This is a genomic window from Caulobacter sp. GW821-FHT10E02 (assembly GCF_059415225.1).
Genome location: NZ_JBWKMV010000003.1, coordinates 665,369 through 678,058, shown reverse-complemented (window position 1 = coordinate 678,058; position 12,690 = coordinate 665,369). Strand labels below are relative to the sequence as shown.

Genomic DNA, 12,690 nt, shown 5'->3' with positions numbered 1-12,690 from the left:
ACACGAATAGAGGGACAAAGATCATGAGCAAGCTCGTCAGCCGCATCGCCGCCGTCGCCACCCTGGCCCTGGCCGCCACCCCGATCATCGGCCTGACCGCCGCCCACGCCGGCGAGCGCGCCGTGCCGATCGCCCGCATCCAGGTCGGCGACCTGACCCTGTCGAACCCGACCGATGCTCAGGAATTCGCTCGTCGCGCCCACATGGCCGGCGCCCGCGCCTGCGACGCCCAGGGCCTGACCGGCATGTCGGCCCGGGCCTGCCAGATGGACTTCCGCCAGGACGTGCAGCACGCCCTGACCAAGCAGCAAGCCGCTCAACTGCGGATCGCCCGTCGCGGCGCTTAAGCTAGCCTCTACGCAGCCACGCCGCGACCGCCCACGAATGGGCGTCGTGGCGGAGGGCGACCACCGCGTCACGCGGGTCTAGCCAGACCAGCTTGTGGTCGTCCTCGACCTTCAGGCCCGGCTTCTCGCCGGTGACCTGGACGACATAGATACCGCCGAAGTTCCGCACCGGCTGGCCGTCGGACTTCAGGAACAACTGCGAGACCGTCTCGACCAAGGCCCCGGCCTCGACCACCAGGCCGGTCTCCTCGCCGAACTCGCGCACCACCGCCTCTGCTTCAGTCTCGTCGCCGTCCACCGCCCCGCCCGGCAGGTCGAAATACGGAGCCTTGCCGGGCTTGGTGACCTGGGCCAGCGCGATCTGGCCCAGGCTGTTCTCGGCGATGCCGAAGGCGGCGGCGCGGTCCTTATAGCTCTTGCCCGCGACGGGCGCGCCGAACGCCAGCATCCTTAGTCCTTGCCGTACAGGTCGTTCCACGGATCGGCCTTGCCGGCCGCGACGTCGGCCACGCTGATCTCAGGACGATAGCCGATCTTGCCGTTGGCGCTCTCGCGCCAGGCGTCGGTCACCAGGTCGCGCAGGGCCGCCGCGCCGGCCGCGATGCGGGCCCGCACGAAGTCCTTGGCGCGTTGGTCGGTCTCGACCATGCCGCCGGCTTTTTCCAGCTGGTACAGCGGCTCGGTCTGCTTCCAGGTGTCGGTCAGGTAGCCGACCACGCGGGTCTCGATCGAGCAGTCGCAAGCCTTGTAGGCCGGGACCAGCGCCTTGACAGACTTCTCGTCGCCGACGGCCTTGGCCAGCGGGCCTTCGAACGCGCCGTGAGTGCTACGCGAGTTGGTGTAGCCGTTGGGGTTCGGATAGTCGCCCCAGCCGTTGTAGTGCACCGACAGGTGCAGCGGCTGGCTGCCGTCGCCGACATAGTGGGCCCAGACGCCCAGGTCGCGGACCAGCAGCGCCTCGCGGCGGACCAGGTCGGCCTTGTAGTAGGCCAGGCGGGTCTTGTCCTTCTCGACCTTCAGCGCGGCGGTCAGCACGCGCCAGTAGGTGAAGTCCTTCACCAGCTGCTGGTAGCCGTCGATGATCGCGTACGGCAGGTAGCCGGCCTTCCAGCTGTCGACGCCGGCAGCCTGCAGGGCCTTCTCGTAGTCGGCGCGGGTCGGCGGCAGGGTCGCCACCGTGAACATCGGCCCACCGTACATCCGGCCCTGGTCGTCGATGTCCAGGAAGTGGGCGGCGTCGCGGTCGGTGTCATGGATCTTGCCCGAGCCCTTCCAGCGGTCCGGCTCGCGGGCGTATTCGCCGATCGCGGCGATGGCCGTCGGGGTGCGCAGGAAGGCCGGCACGTCGGCCGGCAGGCTCTCGGCGCCGACGACGCCCACGACGCGGTGGCCCGACGAGCCCCAGGCGAAGGCCTGTGCGGCCGGCGTCGACACGGCGGCGGCGATGAGGAGGACTTTCAGGCTGGACGACAGGCGCAAGGGAGAGGCTCCGAGGATCAGGCTAAGCGGTTTAAGGCGCCGAGGCGATGTCCGCCAGCGTCGCGCGCCAGCGGACCTAGAGCGGCCCAGTGTTGCGGCCGTATTTCGGGTCAGGGAACCGAAAAGCGAGTCGCCACAATCGCTTGGGTTCCTCCTGTGAAGCTCCGTTCAGCGAAAAAAGTGCGCCCTTACAGCCACGTTTCAAGCGCCTGAATCCACGTCGCTTTCTCGCCTGGCGAGGGAACACGGCCAGCGCCGTATCGACTCCCAGGGTTGTCACGGGTCCGTGATCGGAATATCCAAGCCGCCAACCGACAGACAACGCCGATAAGAGGTCCCCCTCGATGCGACGCCAACTCGCCGGAATTTTGGCCACCGCGGTCATCTCCGCACTCGCCATTCCCGCCCTCGCCTTTGCCGCTCCCGTGGAGTCCGCGCCCGCTTCGGCCGCGCGTATCGACCCGCTGGGCGACCTGATCACCACCGCCCTGGGCGGCGGCCTGCCCGGCTCGGTCGAGTTCACCATGCGGGCGACCATGTACCACGCCGGCGCCAAGGGCATCCGCGCGTTCGACTCGCTGGGCTGCAAGGTCGCGGCCATGCGCACCGTCGCCGTCGATCCCAAGGTGATCCCGCGCCGTACCGTCCTCTTCATCAAGGAAACCGTCGGCCTGCCCATGCCCGACGGCACCACCCACGACGGCTACTGGTACGCCTCCGACATCGGCGGCGCGATCAAGGGCCTGAAGCTGGACCTCTTCAGCGGCTTCGGCGCCAGCTCGATGCGCGCCCTGGGCGGCGTCGACCTCTCCAGCCTGTCGGTCAGCAAGGTCGGCGAATTCAAGGGCTGCCCGCCGCAATAAGCGGCTCCCATCCGCTCATCCCCGCGAAAGCGGGGACCCAAGCTGACTCTCTGCTTGTGGCGCGGACTGGAAATCACCTCCAAACTCGGCTTGGATCCCCGCTGGAGTTTATCCTCGGGCGCGCGCTACGCGCGACCCGGGGGCGGGGATGAGCGGTGTTGGGGGAAAGTATGCGCAAATTGTCGATGGCCCTGTTGGCGGCCACCTTTCTGTGCGCGGCCCCCGCCCACGCCGCTGACGACCTCTCCCGCCTGAAGACCCGGGCCGCCAAGGTCCAGATCATCCGCGACGACTGGGGCATCGCCCACATCCACGGCAAGACCGACGCCGACGCGGTGTTCGGCATGGCCTACGCCCAGGCCGAGGACGACTTCAACCGCGTCGAGACCAACTTCATCACCGCCCTGGGCCGCACCGCCGAGGCCGAGGGCGAGAAGGCGATCTGGGCCGACCTGCGCCAGAAGCTGTTCATCGATCCGGTCGTGCTGAAGGCCGACTACGCCAAGAGCCCAACCTGGCTGAAGGCGCTGATGAACGGCTGGGCCGACGGCCTGAACTTCTATCTGGCCACCCATCCGGACGTGAAGCCGAGGGTCATCACCAAGTTCGAGCCGTGGATGGCGCTGAGCTTCTCGGAAGGCAGCATCGGCGGCGACATCGAGCGCGTGGCCCTGACCCAGCTGGAGGCCTTCTACGGCCAGCGGCAGCTGGCCATGACCGCCGACGAGAAGGGCCTGCTGTTCAAGGAGCCCAAGGGCTCGAACGGCATCGCCATCGCCCCGCAGAACACCCTGGCCGGCCACGCCCTGCTGCTGATCAACCCCCACACCAGCTTCTTCTTCCGCTCGGAGATGCAAGTGGCCAGCGACGAGGGCCTCAACGCCTATGGCGCCACCACCTGGGGCCAGTTCTTCATCTACCAGGGCTTCAACGCCAAGGCCGGCTGGATGCACACTTCCAGCGGCGTCGATGTGGTCGACGAGTTCGCCGAGACGATCGTCGAGAAGGACGGCCAGCGCTTCTACAAGTACGGGAAAGAGCTGCGGCCGCTGAAGAGCGAGGTCATCGCCGTCCCCTACCGAACCGCAGACGGCGCGATGGCGACCAAGCGCTTCACCGTCTTCAAGACCCACCATGGCCCGATCGTCCGGGAGGCCGACGGCAAGTGGATCAGCATCGCCCTGATGAACAAGCCGATGGCGGCGCTGGAGCAGTCGTTCCTGCGCACCAAGGCCACGGACTACGCGTCGTTCATGAAGGTGGCCGAGTTGAAGGCCAATTCCTCGAACAACACCCTGTTCGCCGACAGCAAGGGTCAGATCGCCTATCTGCACCCGCAGTTCATCCCGGTGCGCGACGACCGCTTCGACTACACCAAGCCGGTCGACGGCGCCGACCCCGCCACCGACTGGAAGGGCCTCACCCCGCTGGACAAGGCCCCGCACGTGCTGAACCCGAAGAATGGCTGGGTCTTCAACAGCAACAACTGGCCCTATGGCGCGGCCGGCGACTACAGCCCGAAGAAGGCCGACTTTCCAAAATACATGGACCAGGCCGGCGAGAACCCGCGCGGGCTCCACGCGCCGCTGGTGCTGAAGGACCGCAAGGACTTCACCCTGGGCGGTCTGATCGCGGCGGCCTACGACCCGTATCTGACCGCCTTCGCGCGCCTCGTCCCGACTCTGGTCGCCGCCTACGACGCCGCGCCCGACCCCAAGGTCGCCGAGCAGGTCGCGGCCTTGAAGGCCTGGGACTGCAAGTGGTCGGCCCGCTCCAACGAGACCTCACTGGCCGTGTTCTGGGGCGAGGCGATGTGGGCCAAGGCCGCGCCGGCGGCCAAGGCGGCGGGGATCAGCCCCTACGACTACATGGCCGACAAGATGAGCGGCGCCGACAAGCTGGCCGCGCTGGCGGAAGCGTCGGACCGCCTGACCGCCGACTTCGGCTCGTGGAAGACGCCGTGGGGCGAGATCAACCGCTTCCAGCGCAACGACGGCTCGATCGTCCAGACCTTCGACGATAGCAAGCCCAGCATCCCGGTGGCCTTCACCTCCGCCCAGTGGGGCTCGCTGGCCTCGTTCGGAGCTAAGCGTTATCCGGGAACCAAGCGGTACTACGGCACCCTGGGCAACAGCTTCGTGGCGGTCGTCGAGTTCGGCGACAAGGTCCGCGCCCGCGCCGTCTCGGCCGGCGGCGAGAGCGGCGATCCGGCCTCCCCGCACTTCAACGACCAGGCCCTGCGCTACAGCCTGGGCAACCTGCGCGACGTCTACTTCTATCCGGAAGACGTGAAGGCCCACGCGGTGAAGACCTACACGCCGGGACAGTAAGCCTAAGCCTTCAGCGTCTCCTCGATCCAGTCGAGCCGCAGACGCTGGAGCCGCAAGGCCAGCATCATGCGCGGCCGCTCGATCGGATCGGCGGCCGCGATCTCGCGCTCGTGCGCGGCGATGCTGGCCCGGATCGCCTCGGCGACGCCGTCCAGCGCCTTGCGCCGGGCTTCTGGCTCCAGCCGCAGCCAGATCCCCGACCGCAGGCGGAAAGGGTCGAGGCCCACGCCCGCCGCGCGCTGCGGGTCGGAGGCCCACGCGTCCAGCGCCGCCTCCCCCGCCTCCGTCACCTTCAGCGCCATGGCCTGACGCCCGCCCGGCAGCGGCTCGGACGCGATCAGGCCCGCTGTCTCCAGCCGCTTGATGGCCGGATAGACCGAGCCGGCGCTGCCGCTCCATTCCACCGACGGCGAGCTCTTGAAGGCGCTGCGCACCTGGAACGCGGTCTTGCGGCCGCGATCGCGGATTTCGGACAGCACAGCGCCCTCGAGTTCGGTCAGCATTGCATCTCGCCTTAAATAGTCCTATTCGGACCATACGAAACGGATCATAAGTGGAGTCCTCGATGCGGTCCATGCTGGCGCTACTGGCTGCGGTGCTCCTGATGACGGGGCGAGCCCAGGCGGAGACCCCCACCCAGACTCTCGACGCCTATTACAGCGGCCTGGCCGCGCAGGGCCGGCTGAACGGCGCGGTGCTGGTCGCCCAGGACGGCAAGGTCGTCTACGCCAAGGGCTTCGGCTTCGCGAACTTCGAGGCCCGCGAGCCCAACACCCTCGACACCGAGTTCGAGGTCGCCTCGGTCGCCAAGACCTTCACCGCCACGGCGGTGCTGCAGTTGGTCGAGCGCGGGAAGGTCGACCTCGACGCGCCGGTCGCGCGCTACCTGAAGGACTTCCCCTACCCCGCCGTCACGGTCCGCCGGCTGCTCAGCCATACGTCCGGCCTCGCGGACAAGGACCTGGAAGCGACCATGGCCGCCTACGCGAAGACCATCGCCCCGCGCCCGATGGGCCAGGCCGACCTGGTCCCGGCGCTCAAGGCCGACAAGGTCACATTCCCGCTCCAGCCCGGCCAACGCTGGTGGTACGCCAATATCGGCTACCATCTGCTGGCGCGCCTGGTGGAGACGGTCTCGGGCCAAAGCTTTGACGCCTATGTCCGCGACCACATCGCCCGGCCCGCCCGCCTCAACCACACCTATGTCACCAACGCCGCCCATCCCTCGAAGACCGCGGCCGGGCTCTACGACTACGCGCCCCGCTACGCCGCGACCCGCACCCGGCTGAAGGGCGACGCCTCCAACGTCATGGGCGCGGCGGGCGTAGTGACCACCGTCGGCGACCTGCTGAAGTTCGACCAGGCTTTGCGGGCCAACAAATTGCTGAGCGCCAAGACCCAGGAACTGGCCTACACGCCCGATCGTCTCGCCGACGGCCAGCCGGTCTCGGTCTGGCTCGACATCGGCGGCATGGGTCCGGCCGAGGACGGCCTGGGCTGGTTCATCTTCAAGGACCGCAGCCACGGCAAGGTCGTCTGGCACACCGGCGGCATGCCCGGCTGCGCCACCATCTTCCTGCGCGCCCTGGACGAGAAGCGCACCGTCATCGTGCTGGACAACACCAACAGCGAAGGCCTCTACAAGGCCGGCCTCTCGGCCCTGCGCATCCTGAACGGCGAGCCACCGCTGGACGCGCCGTTGAACCTGGCCCGCCTCTACGCCCGCACCCTGACGGCCCAGGGTCCCGACGCCGCCTTCGCCAAGCTGGCCGCCCTGCGCGACGACACCGCCCACTACGTGCTGCGCGAGAACGACCTGAACAACCTGGCCTACGAAATGCTGGAGGACGGTCGCCTGCCCCAGGCCCTGGAGACCTTCAAGGTCAACGCCGCCCTCTTCCCGGCCAGCGACAATGTCTACAACAGCTATGCCGAGGCGCTGGAGAAGGCGGGCCGGCGCGACGACGCCCTGGCGATGCATCGCAAGGCCGTGGCGCTCAATTCGGACAATCAGGACTCCAGGGCTGCTATCGCGCGCCTGTCGGCCAAACCCTAGATGTCGCCGCCGACGTTGGGCGCGAGCCCCGGCGCGCGGGCGACGTGGATGCCGCACTCGGTCTTTTCCTGGCCCTGCCAGCGACCCGAGCGACCGTCTTCCGACGGCTGGGTGCAGGGCCAGCAGCCGATCGAGGCATAGCCCTGGGCGACCAGCGGGTGGCTCGGCAGGTTGTGCTCGGCGACATAGGCTTCGAGCTCGGCCTTGCCCCAGTTGGCCAGCGGGTTGAACTTCAGCTTGCCGTCGGCCTCCTCGACCACCGGCAGGCTCAGGCGATCGCCGCCGTGGAAGCGCTTGCGGCCGGTGATCCAGCCGTCGAAACCGCCCAGGGCCCGGTCCAGCGGCAGCACCTTGCGGATGTTGCAGCAGCCGTCGACGCTGGTGCGCCACAGGTCCGACTTCGGGTCCTGAGTGGCGAGGTCGGCGAAGGCCGGGCGCAGGTCGCGCACGTCGGTCAGGCCAAAGCGCGCGGCCAGGGTCTTGCGGTAGTCCAGGGTCTGGCCAAACAGCATGCCGGTGTCGAGGAACAGCACCGGGATGTTCGGCGAGACCTGCGAGACCAGGTGCAGCAGCACCGCCGATTCCGCGCCGAACGACGAGACCAGGGCCAGCTTGTCGCCGAGCTGCTCGTAAGCCGCGCGCAGGATCGTCGCCGGATGGGCATCCCGCAGTTCGGCGTCGAGGCGAGCGGCGACGCCGGTGTGAGCACTGGTCTGGTCGTAGGCCACTAGACCGCCCTTTCGTCCAGCGCGATCGCTCTGGCGTCGGCGGCGCGCTGATAGACATGGCGGAAGCGGTTGGCGGCCTTGGTCAGCACCTCGGGCGTCGCGCCGTCCGACGGCTCGAACGCGTCGAAGCCGCAGCGGACCATGAAGCCGACCTGCTCCTGCAGCACGTCGCCCACAGCGCGGATCTGGCCGTCATACTTGAAGCGCTCGCGCAGCAGGCGGGCCGAGGTGTAGGCGCGGCCGTCGCGGAACTTCGGGAAGGCCAGGGCCACCACCGCGATGCGCGGCAGGTCATAGGCCAGGACCTCGATCTCCTGATCCGACTCGATGCGCACGCCGACCCGGCGGCTGTTCGAGGAGAGCAAGGCGTCGCCCTCGGCCTCGAAGCGGGCCAGGGACAGGATCACGTCGCCCGAGTCCGGGATGGCGTCCTCGTCGGTGACGTTGACGAAGGCGTCGTCGGCCCAGCGGGCTTCACCGTTGGCCAGCTCAATCAGCTTGGGCATAGACCGCCTCCTTGAAGGGCTCGAGGCCGACGCGGCGATAGGTGTCGAGGAAGCGCTCGCCGTCGGCGCGGGTGTTCAGATAGGCGCCGACCAGCTGGTCGACGGCCGTGGCGACCTTGTCGGCGGGCAGCGCCGGGCCGAGGATCTTGCCGATCGAGGCGTCTTCCGCGCCCGAACCGCCCAGCGACAGCTGATAGAATTCCTCGCCCTTCTTATCGACGCCCAGGATGCCGATGTGGGCCACGTGGTGGTGACCGCAGGCGTTGATGCAGCCGCTGATCTTGATCTTCAGCTCGCCGACGTTCTCGGCGCGATCGGGATCGGCGAACTGGCGGGCGATGTCCTGGGCGATCGGGATGGCGCGGGCATTGGCCAGCGCGCAATAGTCCAGGCCCGGGCAGGCGATGATGTCGCTGATCAGGTCGATGTTCGGCGTGGCCAGGCCCGCTGCTTCCAGCACCGCGAACACGGTCGGCAGGTCGTCCTGCTTGATGTGCGGCAGGACCAGGTTCTGCACGTGGGTGACGCGCAGGTCGTTCTGGCCATAGCGCTCGGCCAGGTCGGCGACGACCTCCAGCTGGTGGGCCGAGGCGTCGCCCGGCGTCTGGTCGGCGGCCTTCAGCGAGACCTCGACGATCGCATAGCCCGGCTGCTTGTGGGCGCGGACATTGTTGCGCACGAAGCGGGCGAAGGCGCTGTCCTTGGCCTTGGCGACCTCGAACGCTTCCGAGCGGGCCGGCAGGGCCTCGAACGTGGTGGTGGCGAAGGCGGCGCGGATGCGGGCGTATTCGGCGGCGGGCAGGTCGGCGCGCTCGGCGTCGATCTTCTCCCACTCCTCTTCCACTTGGCGCGCGAACTCCTCGGCGCCGAGGGCGGCGACCAGGATCTTGATGCGGGCCTTGTAGATATTGTCGCGGCGGCCGTGGCGGTTGTAGACGCGCAGCACCGCTTCCAGATAGCTCAGCAGACGGTCCGTCGGCAGGAACTGCTTGATGGTCGGGCCGACATAGGGCGTGCGCCCCTGGCCGCCGCCGACGATCACCTCGAAGCCCAGCTGGCCGTCACGGCCCTGGCGCATCAGCAGGCCGATGTCGTGCACCTTGGCCGCCGTGCGGTCCTTGGCGGCGGCGGTGATGGCGATCTTGAACTTACGCGGCAGGTACGAGAATTCCGGGTGCAGGGTCGACCACTGGCGGATCACCTCGGCCCAGACGCGCGGATCGTCGATCTCCTCGGCCGTGGCGCCGGCATAGGGGTCGGACGTGGTGTTGCGGATGCAGTTGCCGCTGGTCTGGATGGCGTGCAGGTCCACCTCGGCCAACTTGTCCAGGATCTCCGGCGCGTCCTTCAGCTTGATCCAGTTGAACTGGATGTTCTGGCGCGTGGTGAAGTGGCCATAGCCCTTGTCGTAGTCGCGGGCGATCTCGGCCAGGCGACGGGCCTGGGTCGGGTTCAGCGAGCCGTACGGGATGGCGACGCGCAGCATGTAGGCGTGCAGTTGCAGATAGAGGCCGTTCATCAGCCGCAGCGGCTTGAACTGGTCCTCGGTCAGCTCGCCGGACAGGCGGCGGGCGACCTGGCCCCGGAACTCGGCCGAGCGGTCGGCCAGGAATTCCTTATCGATGAGGTCGTACTGGTACATGCCCTACTTCCTGCGGATCAGGTCGACGCGGCCGGTCGAGCGCGCCGCGCCCGAGGCGTGACGCAGGGCCTCGACAACGTCGCCGCCTTCAGCCTGCTTGCCATGCGTGGGTTCGTTGGTGGGCCCCAGGGCCCGGATGCGTTCGCGGTAGCTGACCGGGGCCCAGTGGCCTTCGCTCTCGACCAGGTCGATCGGATAGACGTCGACCACCACCTTCGGCTGGCCCTTGCCCGTGGCGACGGCGGTCTCGACCGGTTCGTCGCTGTCGAACAGTTCGGCGTCCCAGAGGTGGTCGACCCACTGGCCGGCCTTCCAGAACACGACCTCGCCGTCGAGCAGGCGGTTGGCGGTGATGGCTTTCATGGACGCGAGCTCCGCTCGAACAGGGCGGGTTGGGAAATCGGATCGATCATCGGCGCGACGTCGGCCATGGCCATCGACTCGCCGACCATCAGCAGCGCCGGGCCCTTCACGCCCTGGGCGGCTTCGGCCAGACCCGACAGCGTGGTGAGCACACGGCGCTCGTCGGCGCGGCTGGCGTTCTCGACGATCAGGGCCGGGGTCGAGCCTTCGCGGCCGGCGGCGGTCAGGCGCTCGGCGATCAGGCCGGCGGTCGAGACGCCCATATAGACGACGACGGTCTGGTTGGGTCGGGCCAGCGAGGCCCAGTCCAGGTCCGGCTCGCCATGGGCCGCGTGACCGGTGACGAAGGTCACGGCCTGGGCCGCGCCGCGATGGGTCAAGGGCGCGCCGGCGCCGGCCGAGGCGGCCAGGGCGGCGGTGACGCCAGGCACGACATGGCAGTCGACGCCGGCCTCGCGGCAGGCCAGCAGCTCCTCGCCGCCGCGGCCGAACAGGAACGGATCGCCGCCCTTCAGGCGCACGACGTTCAGGCCGTCCAGGGCCAGGGCCACGATCAGTTGATTGATGTCGTCCTGCGGCAGGGTGTGGCGCGACTTGCGCTTGGCGACATTGATCCGGCGGGCGCGGCGCGGCGCCAGGTCCAGGATCTCGTCGGAGACCAGGCCATCATGCACCACCACATCGGCGGCGCGCAGGGCGTTGAAGGCGCGGAAGGTCAGGAGGTCCGGATCGCCGGGACCGGCGCCGACCAGCCACACCGCGCCGAGCGCACGGTTGGCTCTTGTACCACCGACAACGACGAGGCCGGGTTTAGCGTTTCGGACCGGCGAGCGGGCCATGCTGTTTAGAACCTCTATCAACGCGCTTGGAATAAAACTCTGGAACGCAAGGCGGGGTCGCCCCTAGAGACGACCCCGCTCGCGTACGCTGTCGAAAAGGGCCAATCCGGCAGCGAACGCTTGCAAACTCGTCGCGAAGGGCTCAATTCGCAAACAAGGACTTCTGCCGGGGCGTTCAGTAAAACTATGGAAAGACCCAACGAGCGTCGCCGCCTGCCGCCGCTGAACGCGCTGCGCGCCTTCGAGGCCGCCGCCCGTCACCTGAACTTCAGCCGCGCCGCCGACGAGCTGTCGGTGACGCCCGGCGCCGTCAGCCAGCAGATCCAGAACCTGGAAGACTATGTCGGCGCGGCCCTGTTCAAGCGCACGCCCAAGGGCCTGCTGCTGACCGACGCGGCCCAGACCGCCCTGCCCGCCCTGCGTGAGGCCTTCGACCGCCTGGCCGAGGCCGCCTCCCTGCTGACCGCCGCCGTCGATGGCCGCCGCCTGACCCTGACCGCCGCCCCCTCGTTCGCCGCCAAGTGGCTGGTGCCGCGCTTGGGCAAGTTCGAGCTGGCCCATCCGCAGGTCGATGTCTGGCTGTCGGCCGGCATGGAGGTCGTGGACTTCGCCACCGGCGAGGTCGACATGGCCATCCGCTACGGCTCGGGCCGCTATCCGGGCCTGGAAGTCATCCGCCTGATGCACGAGACCGTGGTGCCGGTCGCCAGCCCAGAATTGCTGGAAGCCAACGCCCTGGAGCGTCCCGAGGACCTGGCCCACCACATCCTGCTGCACGACGGCTCGCCCGACGCCGACGACAGCTGCCCCGACTGGGCCATGTGGCTGGCGGCGCGCGGCATCCGGGGCGTCGACGGCGCGCGCGGCCCGCGCTTCAACCAGTCCAGCATGGTCATCGAAGCGGCCGCCAACGGTCGTGGCGTGGCCCTGGCCAAGCGCACCCTGGCCCAGGCCGACCTCGACTCCGGCCGACTGGTCATCCCGTTCGAGGCCTCCACGGCGGTCGACTTCGCCTATTACGTCGTCCACCCCAAGGCCAAGGGCCGCCTGCCGCAGGTGAAGGCCTTCGTGACCTGGCTGAAGACCGAGGCCGAGGCGCACGAGGCCGCGCTGCAAACCATGGACAACGGCTCGGGGATTTAAGCCCTTACGGTACTGGTTTCCGGCAGCGGAAACGGCTTAAAGGGGCGCATGAAAATCACGACTCTTAACGTCGACGAGCACCTCGCTCCCGCCGACTGCCAGACCATGGCCGATGTGCGCCAGGGCGTGGACGCCCTGGACCGGGCCCTGGTCCAGCTCCTGACCGAACGTCAGGGTTTCATGGACGCCGCGGCCCGCATCAAGGCCGACCGCAGCAAGGTGTTCGACCGCGCGCGGATCGAGGACGTGGTGGACAAGGTCAAGGCCGCCGCCCGCGAGACCGGCCTGTCGGAAGCCATCGCCGAACCCGTCTGGCGCACGCTGATCGACCGCTGCATCGCGTACGAATACGACAGCTGGGACAAGGCCAAGGGCTGACGGGAAGCGCCCCCTC

General features: G+C 68.5%; 14 protein-coding genes. 6 read left to right on the top strand and 8 right to left on the bottom strand.

Features of this window, described 5'->3' with window-relative positions; genetic code table 11:
• Positions 1 to 23 precede the first annotated feature (23 nt).
• Positions 24 to 347, top strand: a complete 324-nt coding sequence (locus AC07NI_RS18325) for a UrcA family protein (protein ID WP_494621690.1) — start codon at positions 24 to 26, stop codon at positions 345 to 347.
• Position 348: 1 nt separating this feature from the next.
• On the opposite strand, the gene AC07NI_RS18320 is transcribed toward AC07NI_RS18325, so the two are convergent.
• A complete protein-coding gene (locus tag AC07NI_RS18320; protein ID WP_494621688.1) occupies positions 349 to 795 on the bottom strand; it encodes an NUDIX domain-containing protein in 447 nt (148 codons plus the stop codon).
• 2 nt (positions 796 to 797) lie between these two features.
• On the bottom strand, positions 798 to 1,826 hold the full coding sequence (locus AC07NI_RS18315; RefSeq protein ID WP_494621686.1) for a phospholipase C/P1 nuclease family protein: 1,029 nt from the start codon (positions 1,824 to 1,826) through the stop codon (positions 798 to 800).
• Between the two features lie 344 nt (positions 1,827 to 2,170).
• Here AC07NI_RS18315 and AC07NI_RS18310 point away from each other — a divergent pair, with 344 nt between their 5' ends.
• Positions 2,171 to 2,689, top strand: a complete 519-nt coding sequence (locus AC07NI_RS18310; RefSeq protein ID WP_494621684.1) for a 3D domain-containing protein — start codon at positions 2,171 to 2,173, stop codon at positions 2,687 to 2,689.
• A 170-nt stretch (positions 2,690 to 2,859) separates the two neighbouring features.
• Positions 2,860 to 5,019 (top strand): acylase, encoded by a 2,160-nt coding sequence (locus AC07NI_RS18305; RefSeq protein ID WP_494621682.1) that lies wholly within the window; start codon positions 2,860 to 2,862, stop codon positions 5,017 to 5,019.
• A gap of 2 nt (positions 5,020 to 5,021) precedes the next feature.
• On the opposite strand, the gene AC07NI_RS18300 is transcribed toward AC07NI_RS18305, so the two are convergent.
• Positions 5,022 to 5,522: a PadR family transcriptional regulator gene (locus AC07NI_RS18300; RefSeq protein ID WP_494621681.1), complete on the bottom strand. Its 501-nt coding sequence runs from the start codon at positions 5,520 to 5,522 to the stop codon at positions 5,022 to 5,024.
• 62 nt (positions 5,523 to 5,584) lie between these two features.
• Between AC07NI_RS18300 and AC07NI_RS18295 the strand changes: the two genes are divergently transcribed.
• Positions 5,585 to 7,075 (top strand): serine hydrolase, encoded by a 1,491-nt coding sequence (locus tag AC07NI_RS18295; RefSeq protein ID WP_494621679.1) that lies wholly within the window; start codon positions 5,585 to 5,587, stop codon positions 7,073 to 7,075.
• Here the strand turns inward: AC07NI_RS18295 and AC07NI_RS18290 are convergent.
• From AC07NI_RS18290 to cobA, 5 genes are read right to left on the bottom strand one after another with little or no spacing between them, the layout of a single operon-like run.
• Positions 7,072 to 7,803, bottom strand: coding sequence for a phosphoadenylyl-sulfate reductase (locus AC07NI_RS18290; protein WP_494621678.1), 732 nt, complete (start codon positions 7,801 to 7,803; stop codon positions 7,072 to 7,074). The genes AC07NI_RS18295 and AC07NI_RS18290 overlap by 4 nt on opposite strands.
• Positions 7,803 to 8,309, bottom strand: coding sequence for a DUF934 domain-containing protein (locus AC07NI_RS18285; RefSeq protein WP_494621676.1), 507 nt, complete (start codon positions 8,307 to 8,309; stop codon positions 7,803 to 7,805). Before AC07NI_RS18285 ends, AC07NI_RS18290 begins: the two co-directional genes overlap by 1 nt.
• On the bottom strand, positions 8,293 to 9,951 hold the full coding sequence (locus AC07NI_RS18280; RefSeq protein ID WP_494621674.1) for a nitrite/sulfite reductase: 1,659 nt from the start codon (positions 9,949 to 9,951) through the stop codon (positions 8,293 to 8,295). Before AC07NI_RS18280 ends, AC07NI_RS18285 begins: the two co-directional genes overlap by 17 nt.
• Positions 9,952 to 9,954: 3 nt before the next feature.
• On the bottom strand, positions 9,955 to 10,314 hold the full coding sequence (locus AC07NI_RS18275) for a DUF2849 domain-containing protein (protein WP_494621672.1): 360 nt from the start codon (positions 10,312 to 10,314) through the stop codon (positions 9,955 to 9,957).
• Positions 10,311 to 11,153, bottom strand: coding sequence for a uroporphyrinogen-III C-methyltransferase (gene cobA / locus AC07NI_RS18270; protein WP_494621670.1), 843 nt, complete (start codon positions 11,151 to 11,153; stop codon positions 10,311 to 10,313). The genes AC07NI_RS18275 and cobA overlap by 4 nt, the downstream gene beginning before the upstream one ends.
• A 186-nt stretch (positions 11,154 to 11,339) precedes the next feature.
• On the opposite strand from cobA, the gene gcvA reads away from it, so the two are divergent.
• Both gcvA and AC07NI_RS18260 read left to right on the top strand, forming a co-directional pair.
• The gene (gcvA, locus tag AC07NI_RS18265; RefSeq protein WP_494621668.1) at positions 11,340 to 12,296 is read left to right on the top strand and encodes a transcriptional regulator GcvA; all 957 of its coding nucleotides are present in this window, start codon (positions 11,340 to 11,342) and stop codon (positions 12,294 to 12,296) included.
• Positions 12,297 to 12,344: 48 nt separating this feature from the next.
• Positions 12,345 to 12,674 (top strand): chorismate mutase, encoded by a 330-nt coding sequence (locus AC07NI_RS18260; RefSeq protein ID WP_494621667.1) that lies wholly within the window; start codon positions 12,345 to 12,347, stop codon positions 12,672 to 12,674.
• Positions 12,675 to 12,690 lie beyond the last annotated feature (16 nt).